The organism is Pseudomonas rustica (assembly GCF_018336155.1).
Classification (GTDB): Bacteria; Pseudomonadota; Gammaproteobacteria; order Pseudomonadales; family Pseudomonadaceae; genus Aquipseudomonas; species Aquipseudomonas rustica.
Genome location: NZ_JAGYHF010000005.1, coordinates 490,581 through 508,400 on the forward strand (window position 1 = coordinate 490,581; position 17,820 = coordinate 508,400).

The 17,820-nt window shown below is 60.4% G+C and carries 16 protein-coding genes; 12 read left to right on the top strand and 4 right to left on the bottom strand.

Translation table 11 applies throughout. From position 1 onward, the window contains the following. The first annotated feature begins 6 nt into the window (after positions 1-6). The 5 genes from KFS80_RS12430 (at position 7) to KFS80_RS12450 (ending at position 5,774) form a co-directional block, all read left to right on the top strand. Positions 7-378 (top strand): translation initiation factor Sui1, encoded by a 372-nt coding sequence (locus KFS80_RS12430; protein ID WP_007914613.1) that lies wholly within the window; start codon positions 7-9, stop codon positions 376-378. Between the two features lie 219 nt (positions 379-597). Continuing rightward, on the top strand, positions 598-2,511 hold the full coding sequence (gene speA, locus KFS80_RS12435; protein WP_053116910.1) for an arginine decarboxylase: 1,914 nt from the start codon (positions 598-600) through the stop codon (positions 2,509-2,511). Positions 2,512-2,745: 234 nt separating this feature from the next. Continuing rightward, on the top strand, positions 2,746-4,089 hold the full coding sequence (locus tag KFS80_RS12440) for a contractile injection system protein, VgrG/Pvc8 family (RefSeq protein ID WP_212544959.1): 1,344 nt from the start codon (positions 2,746-2,748) through the stop codon (positions 4,087-4,089). Next, on the top strand, positions 4,086-4,880 hold the full coding sequence (locus tag KFS80_RS12445; RefSeq protein ID WP_212544960.1) for a DUF4123 domain-containing protein: 795 nt from the start codon (positions 4,086-4,088) through the stop codon (positions 4,878-4,880). The genes KFS80_RS12440 and KFS80_RS12445 overlap by 4 nt, the downstream gene beginning before the upstream one ends. Positions 4,881-4,898: 18 nt before the next feature. Next, positions 4,899-5,774 (top strand): alpha/beta hydrolase, encoded by an 876-nt coding sequence (locus tag KFS80_RS12450; protein ID WP_212544961.1) that lies wholly within the window; start codon positions 4,899-4,901, stop codon positions 5,772-5,774. Here the strand turns inward: KFS80_RS12450 and KFS80_RS12455 are convergent. Both KFS80_RS12455 and KFS80_RS12460 read right to left on the bottom strand, forming a co-directional pair. Next, a complete protein-coding gene (locus KFS80_RS12455; protein ID WP_053116914.1) occupies positions 5,768-7,117 on the bottom strand; it encodes an MATE family efflux transporter in 1,350 nt (449 codons plus the stop codon). The genes KFS80_RS12450 and KFS80_RS12455 overlap by 7 nt on opposite strands. Before the next feature lie 205 nt (positions 7,118-7,322). After that, the gene (locus tag KFS80_RS12460; RefSeq protein ID WP_212544962.1) at positions 7,323-7,616 is read right to left on the bottom strand and encodes a hypothetical protein; all 294 of its coding nucleotides are present in this window, start codon (positions 7,614-7,616) and stop codon (positions 7,323-7,325) included. A 243-nt stretch (positions 7,617-7,859) separates the two neighbouring features. On the opposite strand from KFS80_RS12460, the gene KFS80_RS12465 reads away from it, so the two are divergent. The 5 genes from KFS80_RS12465 (at position 7,860) to KFS80_RS12485 (ending at position 12,749) form a co-directional block, all read left to right on the top strand. Continuing rightward, the gene (locus tag KFS80_RS12465) at positions 7,860-8,162 is read left to right on the top strand and encodes a MazG-like family protein (protein WP_053116915.1); all 303 of its coding nucleotides are present in this window, start codon (positions 7,860-7,862) and stop codon (positions 8,160-8,162) included. Further along, entirely contained in the window at positions 8,162-8,911 is a 750-nt protein-coding gene (locus KFS80_RS12470; RefSeq protein ID WP_212544963.1) for a methyltransferase, read from the top strand. The genes KFS80_RS12465 and KFS80_RS12470 overlap by 1 nt, the downstream gene beginning before the upstream one ends. A gap of 12 nt (positions 8,912-8,923) precedes the next feature. Beyond that, complete coding sequence (locus tag KFS80_RS12475) at positions 8,924-9,538, top strand: DUF4136 domain-containing protein (RefSeq protein WP_053116917.1); 615 nt, start codon at positions 8,924-8,926, stop codon at positions 9,536-9,538. 53 nt (positions 9,539-9,591) lie between these two features. After that, positions 9,592-10,149: a DUF4136 domain-containing protein gene (locus KFS80_RS12480; RefSeq protein ID WP_053116918.1), complete on the top strand. Its 558-nt coding sequence runs from the start codon at positions 9,592-9,594 to the stop codon at positions 10,147-10,149. Positions 10,150-10,760: 611 nt separating this feature from the next. Then, positions 10,761-12,749 (top strand): pilus assembly protein TadG-related protein, encoded by a 1,989-nt coding sequence (locus KFS80_RS12485; RefSeq protein WP_212544964.1) that lies wholly within the window; start codon positions 10,761-10,763, stop codon positions 12,747-12,749. Here KFS80_RS12485 and KFS80_RS12490 read toward each other — a convergent pair. Then, positions 12,746-15,499 (bottom strand): PAS domain-containing sensor histidine kinase, encoded by a 2,754-nt coding sequence (locus tag KFS80_RS12490; protein ID WP_212544965.1) that lies wholly within the window; start codon positions 15,497-15,499, stop codon positions 12,746-12,748. The two genes, KFS80_RS12485 and KFS80_RS12490, sit on opposite strands and share 4 nt — an antisense overlap. After that, positions 15,496-15,951 carry a TadE/TadG family type IV pilus assembly protein gene (locus KFS80_RS12495; RefSeq protein ID WP_212544966.1) on the bottom strand — a complete coding sequence of 152 codons (456 nt, stop codon included), beginning with the start codon at positions 15,949-15,951 and terminating at the stop codon, positions 15,496-15,498. The genes KFS80_RS12490 and KFS80_RS12495 overlap by 4 nt, the downstream gene beginning before the upstream one ends. 75 nt (positions 15,952-16,026) lie before the next feature. On the opposite strand from KFS80_RS12495, the gene KFS80_RS12500 reads away from it, so the two are divergent. Beyond that, a complete protein-coding gene (locus KFS80_RS12500) occupies positions 16,027-16,497 on the top strand; it encodes an A24 family peptidase (RefSeq protein ID WP_053116922.1) in 471 nt (156 codons plus the stop codon). A 126-nt stretch (positions 16,498-16,623) separates the two neighbouring features. After that, positions 16,624-17,391 carry a response regulator transcription factor gene (locus tag KFS80_RS12505; RefSeq protein ID WP_053116953.1) on the top strand — a complete coding sequence of 256 codons (768 nt, stop codon included), beginning with the start codon at positions 16,624-16,626 and terminating at the stop codon, positions 17,389-17,391. Positions 17,392-17,820 lie beyond the last annotated feature (429 nt).

Here is a 17,820-nt window from a genome sequence, read left to right on the forward strand (position 1 = left end):
TTGCCGGTGGCCAAAAAAGCCGCATCCTTCGCCGCCCTTGGTGGCCTGGTATTTTCCACCGACGCAGGTCGTCATTGCCCGGAATGCAGTAAGCCGGTGGACGCCTGTATCTGCAAACAAACCGTGATCCCGGCAGGGGACGGCATTGCCCGCGTGCGTCGCGAGAGCAAGGGCCGCGGCGGCAAGACGGTGACCACCATCACCGGCGTGCCACTGGCCGAAGACGCGCTCAAAGAGTTGGCGACAACGTTGAAGAAACGTTGCGGCACTGGCGGGGCGCTGAAAGACGGGATCATCGAAATCCAGGGCGATCATGTCGAGCTACTCTTGGCTGAGCTGATCAAGCACGGTTTCAAAGCGAAGAAGTCCGGCGGCTAGCAGCCTCTGTGAAATCCATCTGCGGCTTGATCCGGCGCTGAATTCATTCAGATCCGGCGTCGTCTCCATGGTTTTCACAGAGCCTGTTCATGACCGGTTTCTAAACTCCACGCGGTCAGCGCGGTCTACCGCCGCGCTGACGAATCGTCATTTTCATTCTTTAGACTGCGCCAGCCTGCGATCAGGCGACGCACTATGACTTCTTTATAGGGGACTTCGATGTCCGTACGACGCACACGTAAAGACGATGGCAGCCAATGGACAGTTGCGGACAGCCGCAGTGTTTACGGGATTCGCCATTGGGGGGCCGGGTATTTCGCGATCAATGAAGCCGGTCGCGTCGAAGTTCGTCCGAACGGCCCGAGCAGCTCGCCTATCGACCTGTTCGAGCAAGTCGACCAACTGCGCAAAAGCGGTTTGTCCTTGCCGTTGCTGGTTCGTTTCCCTGACATCCTGCAAGACCGTGTCCGCCAGTTGACCGGCGCCTTCGATGCGAACATCGAGCGTCTGGAATACCAGAGCAAATACACCGCGCTGTACCCGATCAAGGTTAACCAGCAAGAAGCGGTGATCGAGAACATCATCGCCACCAAGGACGTCTCCATCGGTCTGGAAGCCGGCTCCAAGCCTGAGCTGCTGGCCGTGCTGGCGCTGGCGCCGAAGGGCGGCACCATCGTCTGCAACGGTTACAAGGATCGCGAGTTCATTCGTCTGGCGCTGATGGGTCAGAAGCTTGGCCACAACGTATTCATCGTCATCGAGAAAGAATCCGAAGTCGCTCTGGTGATCGAAGAAGCCGCCTCGCTGAAGGTCAAGCCACAGGTCGGCCTGCGCGTGCGTCTGTCGTCGCTGGCCTCGTCGAAGTGGGCGGACACCGGTGGCGAGAAATCCAAATTCGGTCTGTCGGCGGCGCAATTGCTGTCGGTGGTCGAGCGCTTCCGCGCGGCCGGTCTGGATCAGGGCATTCGCCTGCTGCACTTCCACATGGGTTCGCAGATTGCCAACCTCGCTGACTATCAACATGGTTTCAAAGAAGCCATCCGTTACTACGGCGAATTGCGCAACCTCGGTCTGCCGGTCGATCACATCGACGTCGGTGGCGGTCTGGGCGTCGACTACGACGGCACGCACTCGCGCAACGCCAGCTCGATCAACTACGACATGGACGATTACGCTGGTGTCGTGGTCGGCATGCTCAAGGAATTCTGCGACGCGCAGGCCCTGCCGCATCCGCACATCTTCTCCGAGAGCGGCCGCTCGCTGACCGCGCACCACGCGATGCTGGTGGTGCAGGTGACTGACGTCGAGAAGCACAACGACGAAATCCCGCAGATCGAAAACAAGGAAGCGCTGCCGGAAACCGTGCAGTGGCTGGTTGACCTGCTCGGCCCGACCGACATCGAAATGGTCACCGAAACCTACTGGCGCGCGACTCACTACATGAGCGACGTGGCCGCGCAGTACGCCGACGGCAAGCTGACCCTGGCTGAAAAAGCCCTGGCCGAGCAGTGCTACTTCGCCGTGTGCCGTCGCCTGCACAACTCGCTGAAAGCGCGTCAGCGTTCGCACCGTCAGGTGCTCGACGAGCTCAACGACAAACTGGCCGACAAGTACATCTGCAACTTCTCGGTGTTCCAGAGCCTGCCGGACACCTGGGCGATCGATCAGGTACTGCCGATCATCCCGCTGCACCGTCTCGACGAAGAGCCGCTGCGCCGTGCCGTGCTGCAAGATTTGACCTGCGACTCCGACGGCAAGATCAACCAGTACGTCGACGAGCAGAGCATCGAAACCAGTCTGCCGGTACACGGTTTGAATGAAGGCGAAGACTATCTGCTGGGCGTGTTCCTCGTGGGCGCCTATCAGGAAATCCTTGGCGACATGCACAACCTGTTCGGTGATACCGACTCGGTGAACATCTACCAGAACGCCGATGGCAGCGTGTACCACGCCGGCATCGAGACCCACGACACCATCGAAGACATGCTGCGTTACGTGCACTTGTCGCCGGAAGAACTGATGACTCACTACCGCGACAAGTGCGCCAGTGCCCGCATCAGTGCCAGCGAGCGCACGCAATTCCTCGATGCCTTGCGTCTGGGTCTGACCCGCTCCTCCTACCTGTCTTCCTGACGGCAGGTTGTCCTTAAACCGGGTTGTCTGAAATTTTCCCCGCAGGCTGTGGAAAATTCGGATAACCCGGTGGGACATATCCCAACTTCCCCGCGAAATCCTTGGCCATCCCGGCCAGCAAAGTCATCCGGTCTGCTTTTCGCGTAGGTCATTTCCTAAGTTGTACTTCGGCACTCTACTCAGCCATGGGTCTCGGCGAGAATCCCCGGCCGCCCCTCCTGTAGAGATCCGCCTATGTTTGATCCAGTCAACGAGCCGACCTTTCGTCTCGATGTAGCGGGTCTGTCCGACGCCTTCGAAGTGCTGGCGTTTACCGGTAACGAAGCCCTCAGCGAACCCTTTGCGTTTGAGATCGATGTGTTGATCGACGATGTGCAACTGGATCTCGCCGGTCTGCTGCACCGCTCGGTGTTCCTGCATTTCGATGCGCTGCGCAACGGTGTGCACGGGCAATTGCACAGCCTGGTTCAGCACGAGCATGGCCCGGGCGTCCGCCTGTGTCGCGCGCGGTTGGGGCCAAAATTGAACTGCCTGGCGCTGCGTTTCAGTCAGCGGGTGTTCAGTGGTTGCTCGGTGCCGCAGATTCTCGCGCAAGTGCTCAAGGAACACGGGATCAGCGGTGGGCAGCGACGCTTCGAGCTGGGCGGCGATTATCCGCCGTTGGCGTTCTGCACCCAATACCGCGAGTCCGACCTGCAACTGCTGCAGCGGTTGTGCGCGCAGGCGGGCATCCACTATCACTTCGAGCATCGGCGTGACGGCCATTGTCTGGTGTTCGGTGACGATGTCGCGCAATTGCCTCGGGCCGGTGCCGCGCAATTTGCTGACGTGATAGAAGACGAAGCGCCGGCGGTGCGTCGCTGGCAATTGCACAACGCATGGTCGCCGAGCGAGGGCGGTACGCAAGCGGCGCAGAGGGCCGAGGGCGAAACTGATCTGGCCTGCTTGCGCAGCGGTCGCTGGCTGCCGCTGGCGGGTCATCCGTTTGCCGAGTGCAACCGTGAATGGCTGCTGTCCCGCGTCGAACATCACGCCGATATGTCCCTTGAACAACCGTACGCCAACCGGATTTTCGCGGTCTTGCAGGATACCGCGCCGGTACCGGAAACCGTGCCCGCGCGCCCACGCATGCACAGTTTGCAACGGGCCTGGGTGGTGGCGGTCGACGAGCCGCGTCCGGATCGCTCGCGGCCGGTGGCGGTGCAGTTCGACTGGCTGTATCAGGGCGAAGGCGCTGCGGCCAGTCATTGCTGGCTGCCGCTGGCGCCGGCGTTGGCCGACCAGGCGCTGCCCTTGCTGCGCGAAGGGGTCGAGGTGGTGGTGAGTTTTCTTGAAGGCGATCCGGATCAACCGGTGATCAGCGGGGTTTTACAGGCGCCGCTGGCCGATGAAGAGCCTGAAGAAGAAAACTCGTTGCCGGAGCAGTTGATCACCGAAGGCCTGCCGCAATGGCTGAAGTCGGCGCAACCGTTGCTGCTGCTGTGCCTGATCCCCGGCGGCGGCAGTTACAGCCATTGTCGCGAATCAATCTGCAGCTGCCGGTTGGTCAGTGAACTCGACCAGAGCGGTCGCGGATGAGCGACGTCATGCTCGAACCGCTGGCGCAATGGCTGCTGCTTGATGTCCAGGAAGCACCGCAGGCGCTGAAGATGCTGCGTGAAGAATTCGCCGGATTGCGGCACTTCTGGCTGTTCGATGCCACGGAGTTTCAACCGCTGCGCGAGCACGGGCCGTTGTTGATCGAGTTGCACGACAGCGAGGCGCTGCTGGAATGCTGTCAGCGCGACCCGCAGACCTGGCGCGGCTTGTTGCTGGATAGCGAAGTGTCGAGCGCGGAATTGCTCCTGCATTTGCGGCGCATGCTCACCGTGTCGTTCGGCCTGCATCACCGCGCACTGCTGAGTTTCTACAACCGCCAGACTGCGAGCTATTTCTTCGACGCTTGCGATGCCCGCGAATTGAGCCGTTGGCTCGGGCCGATTCAGCAGTTGCGCTGGTACGGTGGCACCTGGGCCGACCGGGCGATTGGCAGTCACGGCTGGCAGCAATTGCGCAATCCACGCTTGGCGGTGGCGCCGCTCGGGGTTGAAGAAAATCTGACCGCGCAGCAACGCGAGCGCCTGCAAACCTGTCTGCTGGAGCAGCACATCTGGCGCTGGTGCCAATCGCTTGGAACCGACTACGCGACGATGGCCTCCCATGTTCAACAAGGTCTGGCGCTGGGCTTCAGCGACCGCGGCGTGCTCGACGGCTGGTTGTGGCTACGCTTGCTGCATCCGCGCGCTGTGTTGGTGCCGCCACCGGCGGGATTGACCCAGCAGGAAGGGCTCGACCATGTGCGTCGTCAGTGGCAGAACGATCAACCCTGAATCAGAGGTTCGGCATCCATGGCAGGCACTTTTCGGCAACGGTTTGGCACGCTGATCGGCGGGATTTTACTGTTGGTGCTGGGCGGTTGCTCGCCGGTGAAAGTGCTCAATGCCCTGACGCCCGAAGATACCTTCGATAAAACCGCTGGCATTGTCTACGGCGATGATCCACGGCAGAAGCTCGACGTCTATGTGCCGCGTCATCCGCTCAAGGACGCGCCGGTGGTGGTGTTTTTCTACGGCGGCAGCTGGAATACGGGCGACCGAACGGATTACACCTTTGTCGGCGAAGCGCTGGCGTCGCGGGGGATTGTCGCAGTGGTGGCGGATTATCGGCTGTATCCGCAGGTGCGTTATCCACTGTTTCTTGAAGACGGCGCGCGGGCGGTGGCGTGGGCCAAGGCACACATCAGTGAATATTCCGGCAACCCGCAGCGCCTGTATTTGATGGGGCACAGCTCCGGCGCCTACAACGCGGCGATGCTGGCGCTGGATGGCGATTTGCTGGGGAAGGTCGGCATGTCGCCGAAAGATCTCAGCGGATGGATCGGTCTGGCCGGTCCGTATGATTTTCTGCCGATCGAGAACCCTGACGTGCGTCCGGTGTTTTTCTGGCCGAATTCGCCGCCGCAATCGCAGCCGATCAACCATGTCAGTCGCGGCGCGCCACCGGCGTTGCTGATTGCCGCGAGCAAGGATGATCTGGTCAATCCGACGCGCAACAGCGGCGGCCTCGCTCGCAAACTGCGCGAAGCCGGGGTGCCGGTGCAAGATTTGTATTACTCGCGGCCCAGCCACATCACATTGGTGGCGACACTGTCACGACCATTGCGGCGATTGGCGCCGGTGCTCGATCAGGTGGTCGGTTTTATCGAGCACACGCCCACTCAATGAGCGCCACCGTTGAACCAGCCGTCATTGCGTTTGAGCCACAGCGCTTGCGCGCCGAGCGTCAGGCTGCGCAAGACCATGAACAGCAGAAACGTTATCCACAGGCCGTGATTGCCCAGACCTTGCAGCGCCCAGGCGAAGGGCAGCAGCAGAACCACGGTCATCAACATGCCATTGCGCATTTCCCGCGCGCGGGTGGCGCCGATGAACAGGCCATCGAGCAAGTAGCTCCACACCGCAATCAACGGCAGCACGGCGAGGTAGGGCAGGTAGATGAATGCGGTGTCGCGCACGCTCTGGATGTTGGTCTGCATCTCGATAAACAGATGCCCGCCGAGCAGAAACAGCACGGCAAAACCGACGCTGGCGATCAATGACCAACCGCCAGCCACCACCAGCGATCGACGCAACGCAAGGCGATCACGCGCGCCGATGGCGTGGCCGCAGAGGGCTTCGACGGCGTGGGCCAGACCGTCGAGGGCGTGGGCGGTCAGCAGCAAGCCGTTGAGCAGCAACGCGTTGGCGGCGACGGTGGCATCACCCAGCCGCGCGCCTTGCACAGTGATCAGGAAAAATACCGATTGCAGGGCGAGGCTGCGGATGAAAATGTCGCGATTGACCGCCAGCAACGGGCGCCAGCTCTGCCACAGTTTCAACGCCGCCCAGGCAATGTGCCCCGGATACGCGCGCAGGGCTTTGCGGGTCATGTAGAGGCCGAGCAGGGCGCCGCTCCATTCGGCGATCACCGAAGCGCGGGCCGAACCGACCACGCCCCAGTCCAGACCGATGACGAACCACAGATTGAGGGCGATGTTGATCAGGTTGGTGCTGAGCAGAATCGCCAGCGGCGCCCGCGCGTTCTGCGTGCCGAGGAACCAGCCGACCAGCGCGTAACTGGCCAGCGCCGCCGGCAGGCCGAACAGCCGCGTATGGAAAAACTCCCGGGTGAGCTGATCCAGCTCCGCCGACGGCTGCATGAAATGCAGAGCCACGCCGCTCAACGGCACGCCGAGGGTGCCGAGCACCAGCGCCAGACCCATCGCCAGCAGCAGCCCTTGCAAGAGAATCTGTCGCAACGCCGCGCCGTCACTGCGCCCGGCCGCTTGCGCGGCAAAACCGGTAGTGCCCATGCGCAGAAAACCCATGGCCCAGGCGAGAAAGGTGTACAGACTGGCGCCGACCGCCACTGCGCCCAATTGATGGGCGTGGGGCAAATGGCCGATGACAGTGCTGTCGACCAGCGCCACCAGCGGCACGGAAATATTCGAAAGGATCATCGGCGCAGCCAGCGCCCAGACCTTGCGGTGAGTCGGGCGGTCGCGCCAGTCGGTGGTCAGGTTGGACATGCGGGCTCCTTGGGGGAGCGGCATTGTAGCGGTAGAAGCTACCCTCACCCCAGCCCTCTCCCGGAGGGAGAGGGGGCCAATCCCGGTTTAATCCAATTCCCGAGTTCAACTCGCTAACTCAAGTCGGCGTACTTCTCGCAAACACCCAAATCAGTTCCCTCTCCCTCCGGGAGAGGGCTAGGGTGAGGGGCTCTTAAAAGCGTACCTAGTGAATAATCCAGCTCAGCAACCACAACCCCAGCAACAACCAGATAATCCCGGTAATGATCGACGCATTCATAAACGCCCGAATCGCCGACCACAACAGCATTAACCCGACAATCAGCGCGATGATGCTGATGATCGACGTGTCCATCCCCAGCGTCTTCGCCAGCCCGTCGACAAAGTTGCCGCCGGCATTGCTCAGAATATTGAACAGCCCGCTGAGGCCATCGACGATAAAGCGGATCACCGACCCGAGCGCCTGGCCGAGCCATTCGAAAAAGCTTTCTACCTGCATGTGTGCATCCTGATGAAAGAGCTGAGCCTTGGGCCACAACGCAGGTGGCCGAGTTCCCTGCATGATAGAAGGTTTGCACCAATCCTGTGGGAGCGGGCTTGCTCGCGAAAGCGGTGTGTCATTCAACACTTCAATTGACTGATCCAACGCCTTCGCGAGCAAGCCCGCTCCCACAATAGATCACCGGCGCTGCTTGCCTTCAGGTCGTATCCGCTTGAAGCTATACGCCTTCAGGAGAGCCCGATGAACCTTGTTGAACTGACCGAACGCCTGCACGCCATTCGCGACCGCAATGACTGGCGGCAATTTCACAGCCCGAAAAACCTGGCCATGGCCGCCAGCGTCGAGATGTCTGAGCTGGTGGAAATCTTCCAGTGGCTGAGCGAAGACCAGTCGCGCCAGTTGCCCGCTGACAAACTCGCCCATGCCGGGCAGGAAGTCGGCGACATCGTGCTGTACCTGTTGCTGCTGTGCAGCGAGTTGGGGTTGGACATGAATGAAGTGGTGCGCGCCAAGCTCGCCGACAGCGAACGGCGGTTCAGCTGATGAGCGACCGGCATTTCGATCAGTTAGCGACGCGTTTCGCCGAAAAAATCTACGGTGGCGCCAAAGGCGCGATTCGCCTCGCGGTGTTGCAGGCGGACCTTGCTGAAGCGCTGCCGGATCGTCCGTTGCGTGTGCTCGACATCGGTGGTGGTCTCGGCCACATGTCGCTGTGGTTGGCCGAGCGTGGCCACGACGTGACCTTCACCGAGCCGGCCGAGCCGATGCTCGAAGGTGCGCGCCAGCGTTTCGCCGAAGCCGGGCAGACCGCGACGTTTATTCAGGCACCGTGGCAGGCGTTGCTCGGGCAACTCACCGAACCGTATGACCTGGTGATCTGCCACGCCGTGCTCGAGTGGCTCGCCGAACCCCACGCGATCCTGCCGGTGCTGCATCAATTGACCAAGCCCGGCGGCTGGCTGTCGTTGGCGTTCTACAACCGCGATGCGCTGATTTACCGCAACCTGCTCAAAGGCCATTTCAAGAAAATGCGCAAGAACGACATGGCCGGTGAAAAGCAGAGCCTGACCCCGCAGCAGCCCCTCGATCCACGGGAATTGGCAACGCAACTCGAAGGGTTGTGGCAGGTCGAAACTCAGAGCGGGATCCGGGTTTTCCACGACTACATGCCGGTGGAATTCCAGGCCCGCGCCGAACTCGTCGATTTGCTCGAGATGGAGCTCGCTCACCGTCGCCACCCAAGCTTCGCCGGGCTTGGGCGTTACTTGCACTGGATCTGCCGGCCGATCTGATCGGAGCGCAAAATGAAAGCTCAATCCGGGTTATTGCTGATCTGTCTGGGGTTGGCCGCCTGCGAGGGCAGCAACCCTTATGTGGCGCAATCGCGGCCCTTGCCGCCGGCGCCGCCGCAAGCCGCCAACACCTTTGATCGCAGTGCTTATCCGGCGCCGCCGCGTGATTACGGGCGCTATCGCAGTTGGGCCTGGCTCAACGGCCAATTGCCGCCGGGCACTGCATGGGCGGATTCGGCGCAAGTGGCCGAGGCAGTCAGCAACGCGCTGGATCAACGAGGTCTGCGCCCGCTGCACGACAATCGTCCGGCCGACCTGTTGGTCAGCGCCAACCTGAGTCTGCAAACACGCTTGCGTCAGGTGCAGGACGATTACGGCTACTACGGCGGCGGATACAGTGGCTATGATCGTTATGGTCGGGGTTACGGGATGTACAACAGCGTGCCGATCGTGCGCACGTACTCCGAACAAGTGGTCGTCGTTCAGGTGGATCTGTTCGACGCCGGTACCGGACAACCGGTCTGGAGTTCCAGCGCCGAAACAGGCACCCGTGGCAACCAGAGTGATCAAGCCGATTCGATCCGGGAGGCTGTGGAAAAAGCCATGTCGGCGTATCCTCCCAGTTAGCTTCTTGCAAATGAGAAGCTTGTGCAGGTCATGTCTTCTACCGGAGAAAAACCATGTTCCGTCGTCTCGCCTTACTGGCCATGGCCGCGTTGCTCAGCGCCTGCGCCGCCAATCAGGTTAATCATGACTTCGACGCCAGCCGCGATTTTGCTGCCTATCGCAACTGGAGCTGGAAAGAACCCGCCCTGCAATATCGCCCGGATGATCCACGGATCAAAAGCGACCTGACCGAGCAACGCATCCGCCAGGCCGTCACCGATCAACTCGATCAGCGCGGTTTGCGCCCGGCCGCTGCCGGGGCCAAGGGTGATTTGAGTGTGCAGACTTACCTGATTGTCGAGGATCGTCAGCAGCAAGTGACGACCAACTACGGCGGCGGTTGGGGTGGCCCGTGGAATGGCTACTGGGGCGCGCCGATGTACAACGAAACGCGCAACATCACCTACAAAGTCGCGACCATCCAGATCGACTTGCTCGACGGCAAGGACGGCAAACTGGTGTGGCGCGGCAGCGACGAGCAAATGCTCGCCAGCAAACCGAACCCGGAAGACCGCAGCAACGCCATCCGCGAGACCGTCACCCGGATCCTCGCCAACTACCCACCGCGCTGAAATCCCAATCCCTGTGGGAGCCGAGCTTGCTCGCGAAGACGGTGTGTCAGGCAGATAAATGCTGAATGACCCGTCGCTTTCGCGAGCAAGCTCGCTCCCACAGGTTTTTGGGGTGTTCACAGAATTTGTGCGCACCTCGGTCATTGTGGGAGCCGGGCTTGCCCGCGAAGAGGCCGGCACATTCAACATTGATTTGGCAGACAGTTCGCTTTCGCGAGCAAGCCCGCTCCCACAGGTTTTTGAGGTGTTCACAGAATTTGTAGGCACCTCGGTCATTGTGGGAGCCGGGCTTGCCCGCGAAGAGGCCGGCACATTCAACATTGATTTGGCAGACAGTTCGCTTTCGCGAGCAAGCCCGCTCCCACAGGTTTTTGGGGTGTTCACAGAATTTGTGACCTCCTCGATCATTGTAGGAGCCGAGCTTGCTCGCGAAGACGGTGTGTCAGGCAGATCAATGCTGAATGACCCACCGCCTTCGCGAGCAAGCTCGGCTCCTACAGGTTTTGTGTTGTGTGCGCTGGCGTGTTGCCAGCAGTGTTGCTCGGTCGCGTCTACACTCAAGCGCATCAATGGAGGTTGCGCTCGGCAGTGCGCCGGCAAAGGAGTGCGCCATGTCGCCTCGTTCGCAGTTCAATGGCCCGGCCCGGCAACGCGGGGCGATCGGGTTGATGGCGGCTGCCACGCTGAGTGTGGCGCTGGTGGCGATGCTGTTGGTGGTCGACACCGGGCGCTTGTACATGGAGCAGCGCAAATTGCAGCGGGTGGTGGATAACGCCGCGCTGGAAGCGGTGAGCCGTGGCGGCAACTGTCTGCCCGGTTTGACCGCTGCCACTTACGCCGGGCAAAGCGCGGTGCGTAATGGTTTTACCGTCGATGCCAACAACACCCTCGCCACCACCTGTGGTTCATTAGTCACGGCCGCGACCGGATTGCGTTCGTTCACCGTGGATGCCACGCAAGCGGCAGCGGTGCGCGTAGTCGGCAGTCACACCCTCACCACCAGTTTTGCCGGCGGCGTGCAGGCGTTGTTCAGCGGCACGGCGGTCAGCCTCAACACCACGCTTAACGCCACGGCCGTCGCCGCGAAACCCCAGCCGACCATCGCCCAACTGAACATTCGCAGCACCTTGGCCACGATCAATACCGCGCAATCGAACATCCTCAATCCGCTGTTTGCCGGGCTGCTCGGCGGTAACGTCAACCTCACGGCGCTGGGCTGGGACGGCTTGCTCAAAACCGATATCAACCTGCTCAGCTACCTCAACCAATTGGCGATCAACCTCAATGTCGCCGCCGGCAATTACACGCAACTGCTCAACACCCAGGCCACGGTCACCCAACTGATTCAGGCCGCCGCGACGGTGGTGCAACTCAACGGCGCGACGGCGGATGTGATCACTGCACTGGGCCAGTTGCAGGTGGCGGCGATCAACGCGGCGCCGGTCAAACTTGGCGATATTCTGCAATTGCAGACCGGCACCACGGCGGCGGGGCTCGACGCCAATCTGCAACTGCTGCAACTGGTGCAGGGCGTGATTCAACTGGCTAACAGCAAAAGCGCGGTGGCGGCGACGTTGCCGATCAGTGTGTTGGGGCTGGCGAATGTCACGGTGAAGGTGAAGGTGATCGAGCCGCCGCAGTTTTCTGCGATTGGTGATCCGGCGCGCGCCAAGCTCAGCCCATTGGGGGCGGATCGAATTTTTGTACGAACGGCACAGATCCGCACGCTGGTCTCGGTGGATCTGACGGGATTGTCTGGAGTTACCGGGCTGACCAATGCGGTGCTGGGACTGGTGGGCGGATTGACATCGACGCTCAACGCAGTGCTGAGTCTGAATCTGGTGGCAGTGCTCAACTCAGTGATCTGCATTGGCTGTCAACAGCTGGATCCGAAGCTGTTGCCGACGCCGAGAATCGATATCAGCCTGGATGCCGGCGGCGCGAAAAGTTATGTCACCGATTACAGCTGCCCAACCGGAACAACCGGCACCAAGAGCCTGACTGCGCACACCGTCACTTCAATTGCCGACCTCAAGCTCGGCACGATCGATCCAACTAACGCCTTCTCTTCCGTCGCCGAGCCCACCGTTACACCGTTGCCGCTGATAGACCTTGGCATCGTGAGTTGCTACCGGATCATCGGGCTGGGCAGTTGCGACCCCTCCACACATATTCAGTACGGTGCTGGTGGTATTGCAATCATGCTCGACACCAGCGTCGCGCAAAACTCGCAGGATCTGGTGTTCTCCAGCGCTACTCCGTTCGCGACCCCTGCCAACCTCAAATTGCCACCGAGCATACAGTCGGCGGTGCCTACCAATAATATTGTCGGCAGCCTGTCGAGCACCTTGGCGGGTATCAATCTGATCGTTTACAGACCGCTTGGCAGCAATCCATTGGGGGCTATCGTGACGGGTGTTGCCTCTCTGATCAGTGATGTCACCAGCAAGATATTGCCCGTAATCACCAACCTGCTAAGCCCGCTCCTCGACCCCTTACTCAACAACCTCCTAAAAAGCCTAGGCATCAACCTGATGGACGTCGACGTCGGCGCCAACATGACCTGCGGGCAAACCGGCAAAGCCTATCTAGTCATCTAATCGTCCGCCGCAATCGGCAGTTCAATACAAAACCGCGCGCCCTCGACCGAGTTGCGCACGCTCAAAAGCCCACCCATGTTGTCGATAATCCCGTAACTCACCGACAGCCCTAACCCCGTGCCGACACCAATCGGTTTGGTGGTGAAAAACGGCTCGAAAATTCGCTCCAACAAACGCGGATCAATGCCACCACCGTTGTCCTCGACCCACAGCCTGACCTTCAAATCATCACGCTCGGCATAAATCGAAATCCACGGTTTGAAGCTCGAATCCTTCTCACGCTTGCTCAACAACGCGTCGCGGGCGTTGACCATCAAGTTGATCAACACCTGCTCCAGTTGATCGACATAACCGCGCACCTGCACCTGAAAACCGGTGTCGCTGATGCGAAGATCCACGCCTTTTCCGCGCATGCCTTCAGCCAACAGTGACAACGTGCCTTCGATGGCCGACGCCGGATTGAACAGTTGTTGCTCGATCTCCGAACGGCGGCCGAACACGCGCATGTGATCGACAACCTTGGCCGCGCGTTGCACCTGCGCGTCGATGCGGTTGAGTTTGTCGGTCAGGTAATCGACCTGCACATCGCCGTTGCTCAAGCGCTTGAGCACGTTGACGATGGCCATGCGCATCACGTTCAGCGGCTGATTGATTTCGTGCGCCAACCCCGTGGCCATCTCGCCGAGGGTGGCCATTTTTGCGCTCTGCGTGAGTTGCTGCTGCGAGCGGCGCACTTCGGTGTTGTCGCGACCCACCGCTTGCACTTCGATCAACTGCCCGCGCTCATCGAACACACCGCGATCCGACCACACCCACCAGGCATGTTCGCGGCCAGGCAATTGCAGGCTGATTTCGGCGGTGCTCACCGGGTTGTCCGGGGTCAGCAGCGTCAGGCGCTGGACGAACGCGGCGCGCTGTTCGTCGGACATCCAGGTGCCCAGATCGATGCCCGGCAATTGCTCCGGCGTGCATTCCAGATAGTTAGCCAGTGGCCGGTTGCCGAAAGTCAGGGTCAGATCCGGGCGATAGCGGCAGATCATCGCCGGTGAATCTTCGACCAGAATCCGGTAGCGCTCTTCGCTTTGTTTGATCCGCTCAGCGGCCAGCGTCGCATCGGTAACATCCAGCCATAGGCCAACGGCTTCGACCGGCAAACCGAGGTCGTTGCGCAGCAGTTTGGCCTCGTCGAGCAGCCAGTGATAATCGCCACGGCTGTCACGCAGGCGATAACGCGCACGCACCGAACCTTCGCGCAGCAACTGCCGAGTACGCTGGAAATACACCTCGCGATCTTCCGGATGCAGGCGTTCGATCAGCGCCGCCGCGCTGCAATCTTCCAGACGCAAACCGAGCAGCGGTTGCAGGCTGGCGCTGAAAAACGCTGGTTGCAACGCACCTTCGGCGTAGTGCTGCACGTAAATCACCGCCGGTGAACTGGCGATCAGATTGTCCAGCCGCGCATGGGCGGCGGCGGCCAGTTGCTGCTGGTTTTTGATGTCGCTGATGTCGAGCATGAAACCGACCAGCCGCCGGTGTTCGGCGTTGCCGGTGACTTGTCCTTGCACGCGAAACCACGTCGGCGCTTGCTCGTTATCCGCAGGGTGCAGACGCACGCTCAAGGTCAGCGGCTCGCCGCGTTGTTGCAGGGCGTGCAGACAGCTGCGCATTTCCTCGCGATCGGCAGGATGGATCTGCGTCAGCCATTCTTCTTGGGTCAATCGTGTCGCCTGCAGTTGTAGGGCTGCAGCCAATGACGGCGCCAATTGCACCGCATCGCCGACGCCGGGGATTTCCCACCAACCGGTGCCGAGCAAGGTCTGTAGGGATTCCAGACGTTCGTGCTGGCGATGATGTTGCTGCTCGCGCAGACGCCCGAGCAACGGCGCCGCCAGTGAACTTGCCAGCCACATCCAGTCGCGCACCGTCAGATAGGGCGCAGCGTGATCAACGTCGTAAAAACCGCAGAGCAGCCATGCGACCACGCCGCGATCATCGCTGTAGGGCACGGCAAAACCGTCGGCGTTGCCGAAGATAATCTGCACCCGCGAATGTTCGTTGAGGCCGTGGTGCGCATCGAGTCGCTGCGGCGCGGTGCCGTTCAAACTGTCGAGCGGCGTGCCCAGTCGTTGACCGTCGTGCCACAGCGTCGGCGCGTCATGGGCCTGAAACTGCCGATAGATTTGCCAGCCCTGTTCCTGTTCATCGAGCAGCGCCAATGCCAGACAAGGGATGTGCCAGCGCTGGGCGATGACTTGCAGTTGTTCGCTGACAATCGCCGGCAAACGCAGCGGGCCGCAACTGCGCAATTGTTCGCTGATTTGCCCGGCGATCACTTGGCAGGCGTCGTGGTGGCGCGCTTGCTGGCGTTCGATGAGCAAGTCGGCGATGTCCATCAACTGCAACAGCCAGCCGTTGCCCCAGCGCTGCGCCCAGCCGCGCAAATGCAGCACCTGATCGCCGAGGCAGGCGAAGTCGAGATCGAGCAGTTGCCCTTGCCAATCACTCGGCTGGCCCTCGATGGCCAGGCAACTGTGGGCAAGCAAGTAGTCGCTCAGCGGCAATGGTTGAGCATGAGGTTTCTGTTGTTCGAGCACATGGCGCAACGGCCCGGCCATCTGCAATACCGCGCCGTCATCGTCGAGATGAATGTGCAGGCCCAGCATCGGCGAGACCAGAGGCTCCAGCGGTTCGTGAGCGACGACCGCTGAACGCTTGAGCAACCGCCCGAAAAGTTTATCGCCAGCCGTCAAAATTGCAGACTCGATTGGGCGGTCAGATTGGTCGGCAGGCTGGGCACGGTGCCAACCCCCGGCAGCACCAGAAACGGCAGCACCTGATTGAGCTTGCTGACCGGGTAATTGACGCTGACGGTGAGCGTGCCGTTGAGGCCTTTGCTGCTGTCGAAAACCGCGCTGGTATCGGTGCCAACCACCAGATTGAACGACGAGTTCATCCACGACAATTGGTCAGTCAGCGCTGCATTCGCAGCATTGACGACCGCCGTCGCATAACCGGGCGTCGTCGGGTCAATGGCGACGCTACGGCGCACGGCTTCAGCCGTCGCCTGATTGAACGATTGCATCATCACGAACGGCAGGCTGTAGCTGATCAAGCCGTAAAACACCGCAAAAAAGATCACGAACACCAGGGCGAACTCAATCGCCACCGCACCTTTTTGCGACTTCCGAAAGCCGTTTTTCATGAGTGCGTCTACCCTGACAGTCACTGCGTAGTATCAGCATAGAATCATTCAGCAAAAACGGACGGTTTTTACCGGATGCAGAGTTTTATCCTTCTCGTATGGCTGCTGGTTTGCGCCGCTCAGGACGCCCGGCAGCGGCGCATCACCAATCTCTTGACCGTCGGTGTCGGTGCCTTGGCGCTGGGGTTTTTATTGGCTACCGGCAGCACCTGGCTGGGTGCTCAGGCCGGGCAGGGCGGCTGGGCGGTTTTGTTGGCGTTGGCGTTCACCCTGCCGGGTTATTTGATGGGCCGTATGGGCGCCGGCGATGTGAAACTAATGACAGCTCTGGGCCTTGCGACGGACGGTATTTTCGTTCTTTGGACATTTGTCGGCGCCGGCATCGCCAGCGTGCTCTGGCTGCTGCTCGCGCCAAGAGTCTGGCTGCATATGAGTCAAGGGCTTAGAGATCGTCTTCGATATTTGGGCCCGGGATCGTCAAAAAAGCTGCCATTTGCGCCGTTTGTGCTACTCGGCACGGGGCTGGCTTTCTATTGGATCCACTAGTCGCCGGGTGCCACTAGTTCTATGTACATAGTCGGAAAGTACGTCTACTTTCAAATGAGCTGGTTATACAGCCAAGGGCTGTCAGTACAGGAATGGTCAGCTTTGGCCTAGGGCATGGAGTGGCACGTGAACAAGCTTACGTCTGCGGTAAAAGTCCTCGTGGTTGATGATCAACCCTTGATTGTCGAGGAGTTGTGCGAGTTTCTCGAGTCCAGCGGTTATCGCTGCGTCCCCTGCGTTTCCAGCCAAGAGGCGATCGAGCGTTTTACTGAAGACGCGCAGATTGGTCTGGTGTTGTGCGATCTGCACATGCCGGGGATGGATGGCATTGAACTGGTGCAGGCGTTGCAACGCCTGGCCGGCAAGCAGCGCGCGTTCGAGGCGATCATGTTGACCGGGCGCGCGGACAAGCAGGACGTGATCAAGGCGTTGCGCGCGGGGATTGCTGATTATTATCAGAAGCCGATTGATCTGGCGGAGTTGCTGGAGGGTTTGCAGCGTCAGGAGTTGGCGTTGCAGGAGCGGCACAAGAATGTGCAGCTTGGGCATTTGAATCAGAAGTTGCAGTTTTTGTCTGAGTCGATTGATGACCTTTATCAGGATCTGGATAAGGTTCGGCGTAGTCCTGCGACGGTGGTGCGGGATAGGTTGGGCGGGGAGGCTGAGGCGGCGGAGATGCCGGAGATTTTCAATCAGTTGTCGCCACGGCAGTTGGATGTGGCGCGGTTGGTGGGGAAGGGGCAGACGAATTATCAGATTGCTTGTGAGTTGGGGATTACCGAGAACACGGTGAAGCTTTATGTTTCGCAGGTTTTACGGTTGACGCATATGCATAATCGGACGCAGTTGGCGTTGGCGCTTTCGCCTGGGCGGGGGCGGGTTACGGCGCATTGATTTGGGTACATATCCGTTGTTTGTGGTGGGGCGGGTATTGGTTCCGCCCTTACGGCGGGTCACTTTGGCAAACGCCCCAAAGTAACCAAAGGTCTTTGCCCTGACGTCCGGCCCTCGCTAAGGCTCGGGTTCCTTCGCTCCGGGTTCATCCGGGGGCATCGCCTACGGTTTGCTTCGCTGCACCTCCTCTCGATGCTTTCCCCGTATGAATCCCTCCCGCTCAGCCTCCCGACGGGCTCTAAGATCAAAAGCTGCACCCGAGCTTGCGCTCATCGTGTGTAGGAGCTGCCGAAGGCTGCGATCTTTTGATCTTCGTTGGATTCGCCCCTCACCCCAGCCCTCTCCCGAGGGAGAGGGGGCCGATTTTTGGGCTTTTCAAAACTTGAGTTCAACTCGGTATCCCACGTCGGCGTAACTCGCCCAAACACC

Bases quoted from the DNA above. Each gene is read 5' to 3' on its own strand.
- speA (WP_053116910.1), top strand. From the start codon at position 598: ATGTCCGTACGACGCACACGTAAAGACGATGGCAGCCAATGGACAGTT.
- KFS80_RS12440 (WP_212544959.1), top strand. From the start codon at position 2,746: ATGTTTGATCCAGTCAACGAGCCGACCTTTCGTCTCGATGTAGCGGGT.
- KFS80_RS12455 (WP_053116914.1), bottom strand. From the start codon at position 7,117: ATGTCCAACCTGACCACCGACTGGCGCGACCGCCCGACTCACCGCAAG.
- KFS80_RS12495 (WP_212544966.1), bottom strand. From the start codon at position 15,951: ATGAAAAACGGCTTTCGGAAGTCGCAAAAAGGTGCGGTGGCGATTGAG.
- KFS80_RS12460 (WP_212544962.1), bottom strand. From the start codon at position 7,616: ATGCAGGTAGAAAGCTTTTTCGAATGGCTCGGCCAGGCGCTCGGGTCG.
- KFS80_RS12475 (WP_053116917.1), top strand. From the start codon at position 8,924: ATGAAAGCTCAATCCGGGTTATTGCTGATCTGTCTGGGGTTGGCCGCC.
- KFS80_RS12485 (WP_212544964.1), top strand. From the start codon at position 10,761: ATGTCGCCTCGTTCGCAGTTCAATGGCCCGGCCCGGCAACGCGGGGCG.
- KFS80_RS12480 (WP_053116918.1), top strand. From the start codon at position 9,592: ATGTTCCGTCGTCTCGCCTTACTGGCCATGGCCGCGTTGCTCAGCGCC.
- KFS80_RS12450 (WP_212544961.1), top strand. From the start codon at position 4,899: ATGGCAGGCACTTTTCGGCAACGGTTTGGCACGCTGATCGGCGGGATT.
- KFS80_RS12470 (WP_212544963.1), top strand. From the start codon at position 8,162: ATGAGCGACCGGCATTTCGATCAGTTAGCGACGCGTTTCGCCGAAAAA.
- KFS80_RS12465 (WP_053116915.1), top strand. From the start codon at position 7,860: ATGAACCTTGTTGAACTGACCGAACGCCTGCACGCCATTCGCGACCGC.
- KFS80_RS12445 (WP_212544960.1), top strand. From the start codon at position 4,086: ATGAGCGACGTCATGCTCGAACCGCTGGCGCAATGGCTGCTGCTTGAT.
- KFS80_RS12500 (WP_053116922.1), top strand. From the start codon at position 16,027: ATGCAGAGTTTTATCCTTCTCGTATGGCTGCTGGTTTGCGCCGCTCAG.